Genomic DNA, 18310 nt, shown 5'->3' on the forward strand with positions numbered 1-18310 from the left:
ATACCGGTCGACCAAAGATGACGCAGCCCTAGGTCGGTTTGACGACCGCCCCCTGACAACTGGAACCGCAGCCGGCGGTACAGCCATAGCAGTGGCGTCCGGTAACGATCGCACGCGACGTGATCCGCCGCAGCTGGTCCGGGTCCGAGAGGTCCAGATCAAAGATCGTGCGCGGCAACCCCTGAGCCAGTTCCAGGTCCAGCATCTGGTTGAAGTCGCAGTCGAACAGCCGCCCCCGCCAGTCGACCGACAGCATGCTTCGGCACATCACGCCGCCAACCGTTTCCGGATTGAAGTGCTCGACCAGTACCCGCAGGTACTCTTCCAACCGGCCGCGGCTGAGCAGATCATCCAGGAAACGGCTGATCGGCAGATTGGTGATCGCGTGCAGGGCCGTGAATTCGATTCCGTAGCGCGACTTCAGCTCCCGGCGATAGGTCGCTTGCAATTGCTGCTCTTCCGGCGGCAACGTCGGTCCGGTGGGGTTGTAAACCAGGGTCAGGTTTCGCCCCGGATGGGCGGTCGGGTCTTGGCCGTACCCCAGGGCATTGAGTCGCTGGAGGGCGGCGATCGAGCGTTGGAAGACGCCATCGCCGCGTTGGGCATCACAGTTGTCTTCCAGATAGCAGGGCAGGGAGGCCACGATATCGACTTCGTTCTCGGCCAGGAATTCGGGCAGGTCCCGAAAACCATTGGCCATCAGAATCGTCAGATTGCAGCGGTCGATGACGCGTCGGCCCAGGGCCCGGGTTTCGCGAACCAGGAACCGAAAGTGCGGATTCATCTCCGGCGCCCCACCGGTGATGTCCAGGGTGTGCACGTCGCTGTGGGCGAGCACGTCGATGACCGCTCGAGCGGTTTCCAGCGACATTTTCTCCTGCCGTTCCGGTCCCGCGTCGACGTGGCAATGCGAACAGGTTTGATTGCAGACCTTGCCGACATTGACCTGCAAGACCTCGATCGCCCGGGCCGACAACTCGGGCAATCGGTGCGTCCGCAGCGACTGGGAAAAGTGTGGGATCGTGCCTTCGGCCAGGGGAGCTTCGAGCGTCCGCCGTTGGTGCGCAGCGCTGGCCAATTCGGCCTGACGCCGCTGGAGCGTGGGAAGCATGGATGCAGACTTTGTGAGAAGGGCGACAAGCGGCAGCCTGCCCGCCGAAGGCAGGCGCAGTCCCGCACTGGGGCTAGGCAAATTCTACGAGGCCTGCAGCCACGATAACAGCTGGCGGGGTTCGGTCACGCCGATTTGCCGCTCGACCACCTTGCCCTGCTTGACGAACATCAGCGTCGGGATGCTCTGCACCTGCAGCTGTCTGGCCAGTTCGGGATGGTCGTCGATATTGACCTTGAGGATCGTCATGTTGTGCTGCTGAGCGGTCGGCGCGAATTCGCCCAGGATCTCGCCCTGGGTGCGACAGGGGCCGCACCAGGGGGCATAGAAATCGATCAGCACCGGCCCCGGAGCGGCGTCGAGCGTGGCCACCAAATCTTCGCCGGCCGCCAACTCGATCGCGCGGTCGGGCACATCCGCTCCCAGACTCTGGGCGGGCCGTCCCTGCTGATCGCGGCCGAGTTTATCCGACAACTGCGTCGGTTCGGAACGCAAGTCGTCACTGCGGCCGACTTCTCCACCCTGCTGCGTGCAACCGATCACGACAGCCGCGGTAAACAGCAGGGACAGCATCAAAGGCGCGTGTCGGGTTCGCATCACAATTCGCTTCATCATGACTATTTAAAGTATTCCATGGGCTAGGTTCATTCCACGGCGGATCGCCCCTCCATTGAAATCAGATCGACCGAGCTTCCCTTCTGAAATGATCTTTTGTGGCTTCCATCCGACAATCGCGCCACGAATCAGTCTACCACCGCGGTTGGCTGCCAGCGACGAACCCCGCTTACTCGACCAACACCACATCTTCGGCCGGTCGAAACAGGCTCTGCGGGGCGAGTGTCGTATCCCCGACGGTCAACACCCGTGCCGTCCCCGAGACGATCCGCAGGTCGTGCCGGGCGGCACCGGAAACCAGCGAGACATGCCCCCACGGCGCATACACCGTTCCCGACAAATCGCCTCCACCGACCAAGTGCTGCCCTTCCAGCAGGATGGGCCGCCGGTCGCTGCGCTGTTGATAGATCAACATATCGCGATACGGACTATCTGGATCCTGCAATCCCGTCAATCGACCACCGGGCAGTAGCGGTGCAATGACGACGCTGGGCAACAGGTCCACGGCATGGGGCCGCGGTGGAGGCTCCGTGGACGCAGAACCAGCGGGCTCAGGCCCGAGCAATCCATCGTGCCCCGCCCGACCGTGGCCCGGGTCTTGGATGCAAAACAACACGCCCTCGGCGTGGACGGGTCCCAACAGACACAGCGACAGCCCGGTTGCCGGGTTTTTACCCCGGATCACATACACCCCCGGTTGCAGGACCGCGCCGCCTCCCGGTGCCAAGACGGTCAGCGAGTCGTAGACGCCGGGGTGCAAGGTGACCTGGGTCAAGCGGCGATGAAGCAGCGGCCGGACGGTGTCAAAAACCGGGCGCAGCAACACCGACAAAGCGCCGCTCAAGCGGTCCAGCAAGAGCTCGGCGGCCTTGGTGTCCACGGCCACCGCGACGACGTCACCGGCGCGAACACCGCTGGTCGTCGGCGCGCTCAAATCCGCCAGGGGATCGGGCACGGGCAACTGATTGGCGCGCAACGGTGGATCTGCGGCCGGATCCAGGGGCCGATAATTGCGAGGATCGTCCACGCCGCCCACAACACGAATCTGCGGCGTGATTAACCGTGTCGTAGGGACCAGTGGCATACAGGCCACGGCCGCCGGCAGGGCGGGGCCGATGCCCGCCCGCTCGCCGCACTCATCCACTCCGCCCCAGCGGTTGTTCACATGCACGGCCCCTTCGACCGTCAAGCTGCCCAGACCTTCGATCTCCAGCCCGGCCGTCAGCGCGGGCAGGGCAATCGGTACACAGCGCGTCACCAGCAGATCCCAAGTTTCCGTGACGGTTTGCAGCAAACAGTCGGTCAACTGCTGTTGCAACAAGCCATCCAAAACGGCCGACAACAAGGGCAGGTGCTCGAGCACGCCCAGCAGATCGAGGGTTTCGCCGGCCGCGTCTAGGAACTCCGGATGCGTGGTGTTTTGTAACAGCGAAGTCCAGTCCGCGATCGACAGTGGTGCCGGCAACGGGTCCAGAACCACCAGCGCCGCTCCGGGGCCCGAAGGGGCCACGCCTGCGACCGCTCGCGATCGCAACGACGAAGCGCGGTAACCGCTGAACATGCTCATCATGCTGGTTTGGTAGCGGGTTTCGCCCAGCACTTCGACATACCGGGAATCTCCCGCATAGCGTCCGCTTCGCGGTGGGCAAAAGGTTTCTACCACGACGCCGTCCATCCGCGGCAGACGCCCGAAGCTGCTGGCGGCCGTCGCGTTAACCCGCTGGGATTCGTTGGTGCGGATGTCCACCGCGGCGGCCAACGCGGCCGCATCGGTGACGTGTTGCTGGTCCATTTGTTGTGTCGTCATCATGCCGCCATCGAAGATCAATCCGATGATCGTCAACAGGGTCGGCAACAGCACCGCCAAGGTCACCAGCACTTTGCCCTGCCGAGTCGCTCTTCTCCGCCGCGACGTCCCACGCTCCGGAATCGTTCGCGGCGCAGGAACGTCTCCGCACCGCGGTCTCGCCGCTCGATTACCAAACCGAACGGAGCTGAAGCCGAGGACAGCCGCGGCAGGGGTAGCAAAGAATCTAAAAACGCGAGCGTCAGAATACGATTTCATGGCAGTCCAGTAAGGCAACAGTCTTCGAGTAGCGGCGGTCGCTCGACCAACAACGATGGATCCCACAGGAAGGTGCCTCAATTGACGATGGACATGACGGTCGAGGCGTGCAGGTCCAGCGGCCCCCAGGGCAACAGTCCGGGCACAAGTGGCTGGTGCACGAAACGCAATTCCACACGAACACGGTCGCCGGGTTGATTCCCGTCGTCCGGCCAGTGGACCGAAACGTCGACCTGATCGGGAGCCATGGTGGGCAGGGTGGGCGGCAGCGCTCGCAGGACTTCGGAATCGGCCGCTGCGGTGGTCGTGATCGGCTGGGGGCCCCAACAGGCGGGGCCATCGTTGGCCAATGTGCCCCGCAGCATCACCTCCCGAGCGGTGCGTCGCGCCGCATCGGATAACGCATTGGAGCGCAGCGCCACGAGCCCCAGATCCATCATCGCCAGCAGAATCCACAGAAACAGCGGATACACCAGCGCCGCCTCGACCGCTACCGCCCCGTGACGCTTGTTTCTTTTGAGTTGGTGTCGGATGTTTTGCCCCAACATTGCGTAGCTCCTTAGCGAAACTGCCGGAACTCTGCCCGGTAGTAAATCGGAATGGTTCTCGGAATCGCGCCCCAGCTGATCACCGTTTCAAACGGCAACTCGACATCCACCGCCACGCACCGGTAGCCGGCGTCGTCGGTATAGCTGCTCGGAACGATCAACGCCTGACCGGGATCGACGGTCCCCAGGCAGTTCAACTCCTCCTCGGCGCAGGCTCGTACGCGGCGTTCCCAGTCGGCGTAGGTGTAATCGGTGAATTGCTTCATCGCTCCTTGCTGTGCTGCCGCTCGGGCGGCATTGGCAACCACCGTACGATGCTGCATGACCCGGCTGAAATCACAGCACACCAGCACGCTCAGCACCAACACCGGAAGTACCAATGCCAGCTCGGTCGCGACGGTGCCCCGGCGTGCAGGGCCATAGGGATCAAGGGGCGGGGACGATATCATGGGATGCTGCCGTCGCTTCAGTGCGGGAGAAAGCTTCTTGAATCTTGAAAGCCGCGGGGCTGACAAGCACGATGAAAATGGCCGGGAAGATGAACAACAGGGTCGGCAGGAGGATTTTCACCGAAGCCTTTTGCGCGTTCTCTTCCGCAGCCTGTTCGCGCCCGATTCGGAGCATTTCCGCATGCCCTCGGAGCGCCTCGGAGATGTTGGTTCCGAACCGTTGGCCTTCGCGAACCAGGGTGCTGAGCGTGCGGACCGCGTCGTCGTCACTGCGATCGGCAAACCGTCGCAGCGCGCGATCGATGGGAGCCCCTAGTTCGATATCGCGTTGCACTCGCGACAACTCGCCGGCAAACACCGGATGGATCAGACGCAGCTCATCGCCCACCCGCCGAATGCTCTCCTGCAGACTCAACCCGGCGTCCAGGCAGACCACCACCAGATCGAGAAAATCGGGCAAGCCCTTTCGCAGGACCGCGCGGTAGCGGTCGACCCCGCGAGCCAGCCACAGTCCCGGAATCAGATACCCACCGCCGGCCGCAAACACGATGGCCAATCCGGCCACCGACCAACTGAGCAGCCCGCTGGCCGCGAGCACAGCCAGCGTCGTTGCGGGCAGGACCGTCAACAGCCCGCGGGCGATAACGAACCGGGTACCGGCCTGGGGATCATGAAGGCCGGCTTGGCTTAATCGGGCTCGCAAGTCGGCTCGGTCGCTGCGCATCCACGACCGGGTCGCACCGAGCGGCGCGGCTTCAGCGGACCATTCGGTGTCGCCATTCAATTCGACGTTTTCCGCGTACGCGCCCTCCTCCGCCGGTCGGGCCGCTTCGCCGCGCGCCAGCTGCTGCAGCCGACCGCGGACCTGGGTCCGATAGGGATCAAAGCTCCGCAGCAGCAGGTACATCGCCCCGCTGACCGCGACGAATACGATGGGCAACACGACCCACAGAGATTGAAAGTGTTCGCTATGCATGGCTTAGTATTTAAAGTTGACGATGCGATGAATCCAAAACGCGCCGATCGATTGGGAAGCGGCGGTGGCGAGCAACAATCCGGGCCGGTCCAGCAACAGCGCCGCGTAGTCGGGCGAGAAACCCCAGATCGCGAGGAAGGCCAGTACGGGCAACAGGATCAATACGGTCGCCTGCATGCGACCCTCGCCGGTCAGGGCACGGATGCGAGTCCTCATTCGCAAACGGGTCTGAACCAATCGCGCGAGGTTGTCCAGTAATTCCCCCAGGTCGCCGCCCGAGCGGTTTTGGACCAATAAAGCCACGACGAAAATCTGCAGCTCCATGACCTGCGTTCGATCGCCGAGTTTCCGCAGCGCTAACTCGCGGCTCATACCAAGGTCCTGTTGTTCGTAGCACAGCGCGAACTCCTCACGCGCCGGCGAAGCGTGGTCCTCGGCGATGATTCGCAACGCCGCCGGAACGGTTTGTCCAGCCCGCACCGCACGGCTGATGATCTGAAACACCTCGGGCAACTGCTCTGTCAGCTTGCGTTGCCGCGCATTGCGTTTGGCAAAAGCGATCGCCAAGGGAATTGATCCCGCCGGTCCCGCGATGAGGCCCGCCCACGGCCCCCAAACGCCCACCGCCAGCAGGCCAGCCAACAGGCCCGAAGCCAAACAGACCAGGACGAATGTCTTCGGCGACCAGGAGATGGCGGCGCGTTCCAGGAGGGTTTGCAGCCAAGTCCGAACCGCGGTCCGCAGGTCGATCCGGTGGCCGTCCTGGGCCGACAATTCTTTGAACAGCGACATCGCTTCGGCCGGCGGCTCGTTTTCGGCCAGCCAGGCCATTCGTTGTTGTACCGCCAAGCGATAGCCAAACAGGACTTGATGCGCCGCAGCGCAGACTCCAAACGTGGCAATGCTGGTCAGTACAAAGATGGCGACAAGGGTGATCTCGAGGGTCATCGTTGCGTCCCTCCTCGACCGATCCGCTCACATTTCAAGATCCGTTGCTGGAAGTAGGAACGCGGCATGGTGATCCCGGCGCGTTCCAACCGTCCGTAACAATTGGGGATCAAACCTTTGGCTTCGAAATGCCCCTGGACACGCCCTTCCAAACTGACGCCGGTTTGTCGATAGGCGAACAGATCGTGCATGTTGACGCGTTCGCCATGGAGTCCCGTGACCTCGGAGATCTGCGTGATCTTACGCTCGCCGTTGGCCAGCCGAGTCACTTGCACGACCAAGTGGACCGAAGCGGCGATCTGCCGGTGGATAAAGCTCAGCGGCAACTCCGGCGCCGCCATGTTAACCAGCATCTCAAGCCGGCTGAGCGCCTCGCGGGTGTCGTTGGCGTGGATCGTCGACATCCCGCCGTCGTGACCGGTATTCATGGCCTGCATCATGTCAAAGGCTTCCGGGCCCCGGCACTCGCCCACAATAATGCGGTCGGGTCGCATCCGCAGGGCGTTGCGGATCAGGTCTCGCGAGGAGATCTCGCCCTTGCCGTCCAGGTTCGCGATCCGCGTCTCCATGCGTGCCACATGGGGCTGCTGCAAACGCAACTCGGCCGCGTCTTCGATGGTCGCAATCCGCTCGCGCTTGGATATGAAGCTGGATAACAGATTCAGTAAGGTCGTCTTGCCACTGCCGGTTCCGCCGGAGATCAGGATATTCATCCGAGCCCGCACACAAGCCGCCAGAAAGTCCAACATCACCGGATCCGCGGACTTGGCGGTAATGTAGTTTCGCACACTGATCGGTCGGGCTGCCGATCGCCGGATCGATACCAAGGCGCCATCCAAGGCCAGCGGATGAATCACCGCATTCAGTCGGCTGCCATCCAACAGGCGAGCGTCGACCATGGGACTGGATTCGTCGATCCGGCGTCCGACCTGGCCAACGATTCGGCGAACGATATCGATCAAGTGATCGTTGTCGCGAAACTGAATGTCGGTCAACTCCAAGACCCCCCGCCGCTCCACGTACACACACTGCGGGCCGTTGATCAGAATGTCGGAGATCGTCGGATCCTGCATCAGCGGTTCCAGGGGGCCCAGACCCAGCGTTTCGTCGATCAATTCCTCGACCAAACGTTGCCGCTCCGCTTGGGAAAGCAGATCCGAGTTGTTGCGAGTCAGTGCTTCGGCTCCCCGTCGCAGCTCCTCGCGCAGCCGATCCCGATGCACCGAGCGGCTGACGGTCAGATCGATATCACTGATAAGCTTTTCATGGATCTCCGCCTTCAATTGTTGAAAGCGTTCTTCGGGTGTCGCCGCATCGATGATGGGTGGACGGATCATTTTGGTAGTCCTCGAGCGAAGGGGTGAAAGCCAAGGGAGTCAGACGCACCGGTCAGACGCCAGCCGGTAGAGCAGCCGCGGATTCGTTCTTTCTCCGTGACCAAAAGGATTGACACCACGCTCGCAACGCCTCGAGGTGCGATTCGGTGTCCGGGGCTTCGACCACCGGCAACAAAGATTGCAGCGGTGGTACCTGGCCGAGCAGGTTCTTCAGCGAGGCAGTGAACGGCGACTGAGGATATTCCTGGACCAGCGGATTGCCGACGTTCAGCGAAGCGGTGATCGCTTCGGCATCATCGGCGACACAGTGCATCGCCGGCAGATCCAGCAGTTTGCACACCGCGCGGACTGGCAACTGACTGCAGTGCCCGGTCCGCATCGCGACCACCGACAGGTTGTTTTGCGCCAACTGATGGTCCGCCAGGTAACGCAGCACCTCTTTGACCCGGGCGATGGCGACGATGTCCAGTTGCGTCGTCAGCAGGACCGCGTCGCTGTACTTCAAGGCTCCCAGCTGCGCTGCATGGGCGACATCGTTTGCGTGAATCACGGTGCAGGGGGTTGTAGCCCGCATGTATTGCAGTACCTGTCGACACAGCGGAGCGCGTACCTGTTCCAGTGGACTGAACATCTTGGGACTGGCCAACAGGCGAACGCCAGATCCGTGGCAGGCCAAGGCCTGTTTGATCATGGTTTCATCCAGTCCATCGCGTTGCGTTAGCAGGTCGTGCAGCGTGTGCGGCGGATCCAGTTTCAACATCGTCGCCAGATCGCCGCCGCGCAGATCCAGATCGACCAACCCGCAATCTTCGGTCGAGTGACAAATCAAAGCCGCGAGATTGGCCGCCAACAAACTGGAATCGCAGGGGCTGCTGCTGGGAATGATCGTGACGATGCGTCCTTCGCTGCGGCGAACCGATTGCGAATTCACTCGACGAAACAATTGATGGATCTGTCGGGGAAGATCTTGCTGCCATGTCAACAGATCGCTGGCACCATGACGGAACAGTTCGACCAACCGGTCTTGCCGGTCGACGTCGGCAACGACGACCAGTTTCGCGGTGGTCGCTTGGTGAAGACGGTGAAGCTGTTGTAGTTCAGCAGCACCCACCGTGGCGACCGCTACGAAAACGACCCCATCGCACGGTTGATTGGGCAGCTGCGTATACGGAGCCCGCGCCAGATCGATCAGGTGATTGTCTGCGACGACGATTCCCAAATCCTGCAAACAGTCCTTCAGTCGTACGCCCAGCGTTCGCGTCTCGGCAGCTATCCAGGCTTCCATACAGTTCTTGCCCTTTCGGTCTTGGATCGTTCCCACGTCGTTCTCCGAGGCTCCTGCGATCGGTTCGTGTTCTCACAGGGAACGTAGGGCACGGCCACACGTGGGCGTCAGAAAAGGACGACTTTTATCCGCCGGAAAAACCCTTACAGGGGAACGTCTACGCAGCGCCCCCTACGCAGCGCCCCCTAGGGGTTTCCCTCTCGATCGTCCTGCGGGGTGTCGCGTCCCAGGTCACAGCCAACGCCCCCGTGGCGACGCACTCGCGCAGCGGACGGATTGGCTCACACAAACCGAGGGGACACGCTTCGCGAAAGCCATTTCAAGAAACCGAAGGGGCGTCGCGGATCGGCTCAAGTGTGGACCGCATCGGGCGTAAAACCCGATACATAACGTCCCAATCTTGGCCGGCTAAGGGTTTTCTTTATGTCGCATCAGGAAGCCGGGACCGATGTACCCCATAGGGAGCACAAGTCACCGAGAGCTGTCTTCGAACGGGGTTTGGCATCCCCTAAAGCTCTCACCGCAACGCAAATTGAAGGGGCAACATCTTGAGTCAACCGATTGTTTATTTGCTCGACAGCGATCACCAATCGCGATCACGAACGACGCATTTGGTGCAAACCGCAGGCATCTGCATCCATGCCTTTGAGGATCCCGAAAGTCTGTTGGAAGAGTACGAAGCAGCGCGAGCCGGATGCCTGGTCGTCGATCACGATGCCATCGGGACGGAAGGAATTATCTTTCTGCAAGAGCGTTTACAGTCGGAGTACTGTGCGCCGTTTATCTTGTTCGGCCGCCGACCGGGGGTTACGCAAATTCGCCGCGCCTTGCATCACGGCGCGGTCGACTTCCTGGAACGTCCCGTGACCGCCGGAGATCTGTTGCCACAGTTGCGACAGACCCTGAGCGAACACAAATCGCGACGCCAAGCGTTTCTACGGGAACGCCACATTCAGCAATGTTTCGAATCGTTGTCGAAGCGGGAACGCGAAGTCTTGAATCTGGTGCTAGCCGGTCAGCTGTCGAAACAGATTGCGGCAAAGCTTTCGATCAGCATCAAAACGGTCGAGGCGCATCGGGCCAACATCGTGCGGAAAATGCACGCCACTTCCTTCCTGCAGGTCGCGATCATGGTCGCCACCCGGCGGGATGTCACGGCGGACGACCGGGCCTCGCACGTCCTATTAGATGTATGAGTCATCTGTCGGCGATCGTCACCGCACCTGAAACGCATGTTTGAAAGCGTCTCTCAGGACCGCTTGCGAAGATCCTTCGCAAGTGCCGGCGCCGGTGAACCGCGCTACCGGAACGTTTTTTTCTGCTTTCCCAGCGCGGCGGCCCACTCTCTCTGGAAGCCGGGGCATAATAGGCAGCCAACAACCGGCCGAACGCCCTAGTACAGGAGACTCGCATCTTGCCAAATCTAACCCGATGGCTACCCTTCGCACTTGTCGTCATGTGTCCGGTTATCAGCGTGCTGGCCGAGGAGGCGGGCGAGTCGGCGGCGCCGCGGTTGGTCGCTTCGATTACCAAGCAAACGCTGTGGCAAAATCGCGATGGCAGCGGACGCACCTGGTTCCATCCCCGGGCCTGCATGGTCCCGGGCGACGATGGCCAACCGGTCGCTTTGATGACCCTCCAGGAGATCGCCGGCTCGGACTACTTCGGACCGGTCCACTGGTCACGCTCGCTGGACTTTGGCAAGACATGGAGCGAACCGGAGCCGATCCCGGCCCTGGATCGCGTTGCTGTACCGAACCGCGACGACGGGCTAAAGGCGGGCGTCTGTGATGTGGTCCCCGAATACCACGCCCAGACCGACACGGTCCTGGCTCTGGGGCACGTCGTGTTCTACAAGAGCAACCGTTTCGCTCGCGAAGAACAACTGGCTCGGTATCCGGTGTACGTGACGCGCGATGCGGAGGGCAACTGGTCGGACCGCAAGATCTTGCAATGGGACGATCCCCGCGGCGGATTCATCTACAGCAATAATTGTGGCCAACGCGTGGTGATGCCCGATGGAAAGATCGCCTTGGCGTTCACCTTCGGGCCCAAGTCCACGGCGCGAATGGTGGCGGGCGTCCACGCCGATTACGACGGTAGCCACCTGAAGATATCCGAGGTTGGTCCGCCGCTGCATCACCCTCACGGCCGCGGCCTTCTGGAACCCAGCGTCACGCGCCACGGCGATCGCTACTGGATCACGATCCGGGCCGAGGACGGACGGGGCTATGTCAGCACCAGCGAGGACGGACTGGAGTGGGAGGAAAAACAACCCTGGACCTGGGACGACGGCACGCCGCTGGACATGTCCACGACCCAACAACACTGGGTGAACCACAGCGACGGCTTGTTCCTGGTCTACACCCGCAAAGATCCCAGCAACCTCAACGTGATGCGTTGGCGTTCACCGCTGTGGATCGCCCGAGTGGACCGGGAAAAACGCTGTCTGATTCGGGCTACCGAACAAGTCGTGTTGCCGCTGGTTGGCGACGGTGTGGACGACCCCCAGCACGTCGCGCTGATGGGCAATTTCCACGTGACCCACGCCAGCGAAGACGAGACGTGGGTGACCGTAGGCGAATGGATGCCGCGGGCCGGCTACCGCGGCGACGTCCTGCTGGCCCGTATCCGTTGGTCAAAGCCCAACCGCCTGCCGCTCTGGTAAACGCCCTGCATAGCGTTTCTACGCAGGCTGCTGGCCGATGTTCAACCGAGAAATATCGATCAGGTGCAACTGGCGTCCCTGGCCATTGTGAGGCGAATCGATGCAGACCCAACGGGCGTCGGGGGAATACCGCGGGTGCGTGTCCACCCGCCACTGACCGGTATAGACCGGCGGCAGATGGAACTGCCCCAAGTCGATGCGACGGCCGCTCTCGATGTGATAGACGTGCGGCGTCTGCAGTCGCTCTTTGCCCTTGGGGTAGGTGTCGTTCAGGATCCAGCGGTTGCCCGGCAGGTAGCTGAGGTGACCGCCGCGGTCCAGCACGCCGCGGCCGATCTCGCGGACCTCTCCGCCGCCGTCGACATCACGAAACAGAAAGTTGCCCCATTGGTCGTTGCCGTCATGGTGACGGCTCTGCGCCAGGATGTGCTCGTCGTCGCGCCAAATAAAGTGAGACGTGTAGCCGTTGCCGCAGACGATCCGAATATCGCTGCCATCGACCCCCGCGGTAATCATGCGGGTCGAGAAGGACCCGGTACGGTTCCGCCACCGGTGCAGGGCGATGAAGCGAGTGCCGGACGGATTGAACAGCAGATGATTGAAATAGTGTTTGTTGCCCAGACGCTCGTCGGGCACCACGCCGGTGCGCACCACATCGGCGATCGAAAGGATTGTCTCGGCCTGGCCACTGGTTAAATCCATCCGCAAGATTCCCGTGTCGTCGGGCGTCAATTGATCGGCATGGGGATCGGGCAAACCGGCGTAACCGTATCCGGGACGCATGTCGTTGATGCGGCGAAAATCCGGTGCGACCGCGGTCTTGCCATCGGAACTGAGCGTGTAGACCGGGTGCGGCAGCGTCCGCTTGTCGCCGCTGTGGACGTCCAGCACATGGGAAACAAAACGGTCGCCCTGGCGGTCGTTCCAGATAATTTCGGATGCCGATCCCGGCAACCACTGCAGCATGCAGCCCTGTTGCCAACACCACGCCCGGCTCTCGCCCAGCTCGATCCAGCGATCATCGTCCTCTAGGTCGACCATCCCGATGCGAATCACATCGTCGGCACGCGGCGCCCGGTGCTCGAAATCGACTTGCATTCCCAGCACATACCGGCCGGTGGGATCGAATTGCAATTTGTCGTAGTACCCGAACCAATGATGCTTGGGACCGCGGGTGATCGCCCGGACCGGAAACGGTGCCTCGTCGGCGGCTGCGGCCAGATGAGGAAAGCGAGCTGCGGACAACGACATCGCCGAAGCAGCGGCCAGGAAATGGCGGCGGCCTAAACGCGGCGTCCGACGGTGCGATCGCGGAGCGGAACGTTGGGGGATATCAGAACGAGAGGAATTACAGAACATAACCCTAGCCGAACACGGGAAAGCGAAAACAAACACAAGCGAAGACCTGGCTATTATGCCTGAGACGGTTCCGTCATGCACCGCAGGACCGAGCACCAACCAAACCTGCCACCCGCCACCTTCGCACTCGCCCCCTGCCGCTCACAGAATCGGGCTGAACAATCTGGCCACCACGGTGCCGACGCGGACGTACCAGGGCAGCAACCGCGGGTGCTTGGTCGATTTCTCTTTGCAGTCGGCAAAATCTTGCTCGAGCATTTCGGTGACCCTGCGGATCATCTCCGGACAGCCGGTGGCCAGCATCAGTTCGAAGTTCAAATGCAGAGACCGGTTATCCAAGTTGGTCGATCCGATCAGCACCAATTGATCATCCACCAGCACGCACTTCTGATGCAGGAAGCCGTCGTTGTAACGATAGACCGGGATGCCGATCGCTTCGAAGGCTTCCTCGTAATAGAACGCGGCCAGATAGACCAGCCACACATCGCGAACATCGGGAATCATGATCCGCACATCGACGCCGCGTGCTCGAGCCATCGATAGGGCGTTGATGCAGGTATCGTCGGGAACCAGGTAGGGCGTGCTGATCCACAGCCGCCGCTTGGCTGCCACGGCGGCGGCGGCGAACATCATCGTGGCCCGCTGGCGTTGATCCGAAGGGCCGGTTGCGCAGACCGCCGCTTCGCATCCGTCGCCGGCCCGCAGCGGCTCGTCGCTGTGGGCCGGCGTTTCGCTGCGGGCCGGCTCGGTCTCCGACCAGTCCGCTTCGGGCAGATCGACGCGGCGGGCCCAGTAGTAGTCGGCGGCGAAGACCGCCTGCAGCTTGCGAGCGATATCGCCCTCGCCCCACACGCCGGTATCCCGCCAGCGCGGCGCCCACTTGGCTCGGCCCAGGTACTCGTCGCCGACATTCAGGCCGCCGACCAGGGCGCGTTGTCCATCGACGACCAAGAGTTTGCGGTGATTGCGAAAGTTCAACTGGAAGCGATTGGCCCAGCCCTGTCGCGTGTTGAACGCGGAGACTTCCACGCCGGACTGCTCCAGTTTTCGGACGTAGGCGTTCGGCAGCTTTAAACACCCCACCTCGTCGTACAGCAAGCGCACGGTCTTGCCGGCTTGGGCTGCGTCGCACAGGGCTTGGGCGAACTGTCGTCCGATTTCGTCGTCGCGGATGATGTAGAATTCGGCATACACGTAGCTGCGGGCCGAGCGGATCTCCTGGATCAGTTTGTCGAAGAAAGCTTTGCCATCGACCAACAGTTCGAAGCGGTTTCCGCCGCAGCGAGGCGTGTCGAGCGTGTCGGCCAGCACGCCCAAGGGCGAATCCGCGGTGGGATCGCCGGCGTTCTTTTTCGTCTGCAGTTCGTTCCGGACGGCCGCCACCGATTCTTTGTGTTCGCGTTCGACCTGGCGGATCGCTGCCCGATAGCCACCGAACTTGTTGCGACCGAAGGTCCAGTACATCGGCAATACCAGCGCCGGCATCCCGACCAGTCCCACGGCCCAGGCCACGGCCGCTTGCGACGTCCGCACTTTGGAAACCGCATGCCAAGCCGAAGCGATGCCCAATATTTCCAGGGTGGTCATGACGAACGGCAGACCGGTGCTCCACCATTCGCCCAGGACTTCGTTGATGTCGTTCATGCGAAAAGGCGGTTCCTTGATCGGTTTGCTTGTCGCGGTCAGGCGGATTTGATTTCAGGTGCAATCGCCCCAGCCTCTGGCTATACTCTGAGGAAATTTCCCACCCCCTGACAACCTCCCCACCGTGGGCGTGCCTGCAGTTGGCGTGCCGAAGCTTGCCGGTTGCCCACCCTCGACCTCGCTGCGGGGCCGCCGTGGACGCGGAGTCGCCCGCGGTGAGCCCACGTTGCTTCCTTGTTTCCTCGTTCCCGACGGATCACCATGCTCCGCAGATTCGCTCTCTCGTCGCTGTTTCCACTCGCCCTGGTTTCGCTTTGGCTGCCGGCCGCCAGCGGCGAGGATCCATCCTGGAAACTGCAGCCCCTGCGCTACAACCACCCCGGCTTGACCGTCGACCTCGGCGTCGGCTTGTGGGCGTGGCCGATGCCGGTGGATTACGACGGCGACGGCGACTTGGACCTGTTGGTTTCCTGTCCCGATAAACCCAGCAATGGCGTCTACTTTTTCGAGAATCCCACCCAGGATCCCGACGAAAAGATGCCGGTCTTTCTGCCCGGCGTGCGGCTGGGCAAGACGTCGCACAACATGCAGATCAGCTACGTCGACGGCCAGCCGCGAATTCTACAAACCTCGACCGAATTCCCGCGTGACCCGCAAACCGGCAAGTTTGATTTCGACGCCGGACGGCACATCTATCCGAAAAGCAATGTGCATTCCAATCGGGTCCGCGGCAATATGTGGCGGTACGTGGATTACGACGGCGACGGCGATCACGATCTTGTGGTCGGTGCGGGCGACTGGACGGAGTACGTCTGGGACAACGCCTACGACAATCACGGCCGCTGGCGCAACGGCCCCCTGCACGGCTACGTCTACTGGATCGAAAACCAGGGCAGCGACGACGCGCCGCAGTACTCCGACACGCCCCGCCGCCTGACCGCTGGCGGCGGCGATATCGATGTCTACGGCTGGCCCTCGCCCAACTTTGCCGACTTCGACGGCGACGGCGACCTGGACCTGTTGTGCGGCGAATTCCTCGATGGGTTCACCTATTTCGAAAACATCGGAACCCGCACCGAGCCGGTCTACGCCGCGGGACAGCGATTGGTCGATTCGCAGAATCAGCCCCTGAGGATGGACCTGCAGATGATCACGCCGACGGCGTTCGACTGGGACGGCGATGGCGATCTGGACCTGATTGTCGGCGACGAAGATGGCCGCGTGGCTTTGATCGAAAACACGGGCGTCCTCCGCGGCAGTCTACCGGTGTTCGCGCCCCCGCAGTACTTCCAACAGCAAGCCGATACGCTGAAGTTCGGAGCCTTGGCGACACCCTATGCCTACGACTGGGACGGCGATGGCGACCAGGACATTCTCTGCGGCAACACCGCGGGCTACATCGCGCTGTTCGAAAACCTGGGAATGGCACCCAACGGGATGCCCAAGTGGGCCGCTCCGAAACGGCTCCAGTCGCAGACCCCCGGATCGACCAGCGGTCCCCAAACCTTTCGTATTCTGGCCGGCCCCAGCGGTTCGATTCAGGGCCCCTGCGAAGCCAAATGGGGTTACACCACGCTGTCGGTTGCCGACTGGGACCGCGACGGCGATCCCGACGTGATCTACAACTCGATCCTGGCCCGGATCGGTCTGCTGCGCAACGACGGCGGAACCCTGGTCGATACGCCGCTGGACACCGGGCAGAGCGAAGCCCCGCCGCGCTGGTACTGGTGGCAAACCGAGTCCAGCGACGCGCTCTCGCAGTGGCGAACCACGCCGGTAGCGGTCGATTTTGATGGCGACGCCACGATGGACCTGGTGATGTTGGACCAGGAAGGCTACCTGACGCTACGCCGCGGCGGCAAACAAGCCGAACGCATCTTCGTCGACGAGAACAACCAACCCCTGCGGCTGAACGAAAGGTCTTGCGGCAGTTCCGGACGCGTCAAACTGGACGTGGTGGACTGGGACGGCGATTCGCGACTGGACGTCCTGGTCAATTCCCAAAATGCCACCTGGTATCGCAACTGCGAGACGCGAGACGGCAAGATCGTTTTGAAGGCGGTGGGCAATCTGGCCCACCGTAACGTCGCCGGCCATACCTCCAGTCCCGCCGCTTGCGACTTCGACCAGGATGGCAAACCGGACCTGTTGATCGGAGCGGAGAACGGACGCCTGTATTACATCGCTCACGAAGACTGCATCGAATATTCTGGCGAAGCCCTGCAAGCGGCCGATCCCCAACCGACTGCCGAAGGCAAATTCCCCGGTTTCGTCAGCGAGGAATTTATCTATACCAAAGCCTCGTTCCCGCAGTGTCACGCTTCGACGATTTGCGAAACCAATCGCGGTTTGGTTGCCGCCTGGTTTGGCGGTACCCGCGAGAAGCACAAGGACGTGGGCATCTGGACCAGTTATCACGACGGGTCGCGGTGGTCAGCCCCCAAAGAGGTCGCCAACGGCGTGCAGCACGATGGACTACGCTATCCGTGCTGGAACCCGGTCCTGTACCAGAGCCCCGGCGATGGCCCGACCCTGCTGTTTTTCAAAGTCGGTCCTACTCCGCAGCTGTGGTGGGGTGAGATGATGGTCAGCTATGACCGCGGCCGCACGTTCGTCGAGCGGCGGCGATTGCCCGAGGGCATCGATGGCCCGGTCCGCTGCAAACCCGTTCTGTTGTCCGACGGCAAAACCCTGCTGTCCGGTTCGTCCACCGAATACGATGGCTGGACCGTGCACTTCGAATCCACCACGCTAGAGGACGGCCAGCCCTCGGGAACCTGGCGTCGCGTGGGACCGATCAATAGCGGAGAAAAATTCGACGCGATTCAACCGACCATCCTGCAACACCAAGACGGTCGCCTACAGGTGCTGTGCCGCACGAAACAGAGCGTAATCGTCAGCAGCTTTTCCGAGGACGACGGCAAGACCTGGTCGGAACTGACGCCCATCGATCTGCCCAACCCGAATTCGGGAATCGAGGTGGTGACCCTCCGCGACGGCCGGCACCTGATGATCTACAACCACCTGGGTAGTGGAGAAACGGGTTGGGGCCGCCGCGGACTGCTGAACCTGGCCATCTCCGACGACGGGCTGACATGGCGCAAAGTCGGTGTCCTGGAACGAGAACCCGAGGGTGAATTCAGCTATCCGGCGATCATTCAAACCGCCGATGGGATGGTGCACATGACCTACACCTGGAAGCGGCAACGGGTCAAGCATGTGGTCGTCGATCCCGAAAAGATCGTCGTGGGCGACGTGCTCGGCCGCGGTGATTGGGACGCCGAATCCCAACCGTAACCGCTCGC

Annotated in this window: 14 protein-coding genes; 3 read left to right on the top strand and 11 right to left on the bottom strand. The window is 62.0% G+C overall.

Annotated elements, in window-relative coordinates; all coding sequences use genetic code 11:
• Positions 1 to 28: 28 nt before the first annotated feature.
• The 9 genes from arsS to GE027_RS01365 all read right to left on the bottom strand — a co-directional run bounded on the left by arsS (position 29) and on the right by GE027_RS01365 (position 9334).
• Positions 29 to 1111: an arsenosugar biosynthesis radical SAM (seleno)protein ArsS gene (gene arsS, locus GE027_RS01325; protein WP_153555353.1), complete on the bottom strand. Its 1083-nt coding sequence runs from the start codon at positions 1109 to 1111 to the stop codon at positions 29 to 31.
• Between the two features lie 84 nt (positions 1112 to 1195).
• Entirely contained in the window at positions 1196 to 1726 is a 531-nt protein-coding gene (locus GE027_RS01330; RefSeq protein WP_202617294.1) for a thioredoxin family protein, read from the bottom strand.
• Between the two features lie 169 nt (positions 1727 to 1895).
• Positions 1896 to 3605 carry a pilus assembly protein TadG-related protein gene (locus GE027_RS01335; RefSeq protein ID WP_237607158.1) on the bottom strand — a complete coding sequence of 570 codons (1710 nt, stop codon included), beginning with the start codon at positions 3603 to 3605 and terminating at the stop codon, positions 1896 to 1898.
• Positions 3606 to 3868: 263 nt separating this feature from the next.
• Positions 3869 to 4339, bottom strand: coding sequence for a TadE/TadG family type IV pilus assembly protein (locus tag GE027_RS01340; RefSeq protein WP_153555354.1), 471 nt, complete (start codon positions 4337 to 4339; stop codon positions 3869 to 3871).
• Between the two features lie 11 nt (positions 4340 to 4350).
• Positions 4351 to 4788, bottom strand: coding sequence for a TadE/TadG family type IV pilus assembly protein (locus GE027_RS01345; protein WP_153555355.1), 438 nt, complete (start codon positions 4786 to 4788; stop codon positions 4351 to 4353).
• Complete coding sequence (locus GE027_RS01350) at positions 4766 to 5764, bottom strand: type II secretion system F family protein (RefSeq protein ID WP_153555356.1); 999 nt, start codon at positions 5762 to 5764, stop codon at positions 4766 to 4768. The genes GE027_RS01345 and GE027_RS01350 overlap by 23 nt, the downstream gene beginning before the upstream one ends.
• A 3-nt stretch (positions 5765 to 5767) precedes the next feature.
• On the bottom strand, positions 5768 to 6712 hold the full coding sequence (locus GE027_RS01355) for a type II secretion system F family protein (protein ID WP_153555357.1): 945 nt from the start codon (positions 6710 to 6712) through the stop codon (positions 5768 to 5770).
• Complete coding sequence (locus GE027_RS01360; protein WP_153555358.1) at positions 6709 to 8049, bottom strand: CpaF family protein; 1341 nt, start codon at positions 8047 to 8049, stop codon at positions 6709 to 6711. The genes GE027_RS01355 and GE027_RS01360 overlap by 4 nt, the downstream gene beginning before the upstream one ends.
• Before the next feature lie 52 nt (positions 8050 to 8101).
• On the bottom strand, positions 8102 to 9334 hold the full coding sequence (locus GE027_RS01365) for an AAA family ATPase (RefSeq protein ID WP_153555359.1): 1233 nt from the start codon (positions 9332 to 9334) through the stop codon (positions 8102 to 8104).
• 548 nt (positions 9335 to 9882) lie between these two features.
• Between GE027_RS01365 and GE027_RS01370 the strand changes: the two genes are divergently transcribed.
• Entirely contained in the window at positions 9883 to 10530 is a 648-nt protein-coding gene (locus GE027_RS01370; protein ID WP_153555360.1) for a response regulator transcription factor, read from the top strand.
• Between the two features lie 260 nt (positions 10531 to 10790).
• The gene (locus GE027_RS01375) at positions 10791 to 12002 is read left to right on the top strand and encodes a sialidase family protein (protein ID WP_153555361.1); all 1212 of its coding nucleotides are present in this window, start codon (positions 10791 to 10793) and stop codon (positions 12000 to 12002) included.
• An 18-nt stretch (positions 12003 to 12020) separates the two neighbouring features.
• Here GE027_RS01375 and GE027_RS01380 read toward each other — a convergent pair whose 3' ends face one another.
• A complete protein-coding gene (locus GE027_RS01380) occupies positions 12021 to 13253 on the bottom strand; it encodes a hypothetical protein (RefSeq protein WP_153555362.1) in 1233 nt (410 codons plus the stop codon).
• A gap of 249 nt (positions 13254 to 13502) precedes the next feature.
• Entirely contained in the window at positions 13503 to 15005 is a 1503-nt protein-coding gene (gene cls, locus GE027_RS01385; RefSeq protein WP_153555363.1) for a cardiolipin synthase, read from the bottom strand.
• 261 nt (positions 15006 to 15266) lie between these two features.
• Here cls and GE027_RS01390 point away from each other — a divergent pair, with 261 nt between their 5' ends.
• The gene (locus GE027_RS01390) at positions 15267 to 18302 is read left to right on the top strand and encodes an exo-alpha-sialidase (RefSeq protein WP_153555364.1); all 3036 of its coding nucleotides are present in this window, start codon (positions 15267 to 15269) and stop codon (positions 18300 to 18302) included.
• The last annotated feature ends 8 nt before the right edge of the window (positions 18303 to 18310 follow it).

The sequence above is a fragment of the Roseimaritima sediminicola genome (assembly GCF_009618275.1).
Taxonomy (GTDB): domain Bacteria; phylum Planctomycetota; class Planctomycetia; order Pirellulales; family Pirellulaceae; genus Roseimaritima; species Roseimaritima sediminicola.

Bases quoted from the DNA above. Each gene is read 5' to 3' on its own strand.
- GE027_RS01350 (WP_153555356.1), bottom strand. From the start codon at position 5,764: ATGCATAGCGAACACTTTCAATCTCTGTGGGTCGTGTTGCCCATCGTA.
- GE027_RS01365 (WP_153555359.1), bottom strand. From the start codon at position 9,334: ATGGAAGCCTGGATAGCTGCCGAGACGCGAACGCTGGGCGTACGACTG.
- GE027_RS01345 (WP_153555355.1), bottom strand. From the start codon at position 4,788: ATGATATCGTCCCCGCCCCTTGATCCCTATGGCCCTGCACGCCGGGGC.
- GE027_RS01355 (WP_153555357.1), bottom strand. From the start codon at position 6,712: ATGACCCTCGAGATCACCCTTGTCGCCATCTTTGTACTGACCAGCATT.
- GE027_RS01330 (WP_202617294.1), bottom strand. From the start codon at position 1,726: ATGATGAAGCGAATTGTGATGCGAACCCGACACGCGCCTTTGATGCTG.
- GE027_RS01390 (WP_153555364.1), top strand. From the start codon at position 15,267: ATGCTCCGCAGATTCGCTCTCTCGTCGCTGTTTCCACTCGCCCTGGTT.
- cls (WP_153555363.1), bottom strand. From the start codon at position 15,005: ATGAACGACATCAACGAAGTCCTGGGCGAATGGTGGAGCACCGGTCTG.
- GE027_RS01380 (WP_153555362.1), bottom strand. From the start codon at position 13,253: ATGTCGTTGTCCGCAGCTCGCTTTCCTCATCTGGCCGCAGCCGCCGAC.
- arsS (WP_153555353.1), bottom strand. From the start codon at position 1,111: ATGCTTCCCACGCTCCAGCGGCGTCAGGCCGAATTGGCCAGCGCTGCG.
- GE027_RS01360 (WP_153555358.1), bottom strand. From the start codon at position 8,049: ATGATCCGTCCACCCATCATCGATGCGGCGACACCCGAAGAACGCTTT.
- GE027_RS01375 (WP_153555361.1), top strand. From the start codon at position 10,791: ATGTGTCCGGTTATCAGCGTGCTGGCCGAGGAGGCGGGCGAGTCGGCG.
- GE027_RS01340 (WP_153555354.1), bottom strand. From the start codon at position 4,339: ATGTTGGGGCAAAACATCCGACACCAACTCAAAAGAAACAAGCGTCAC.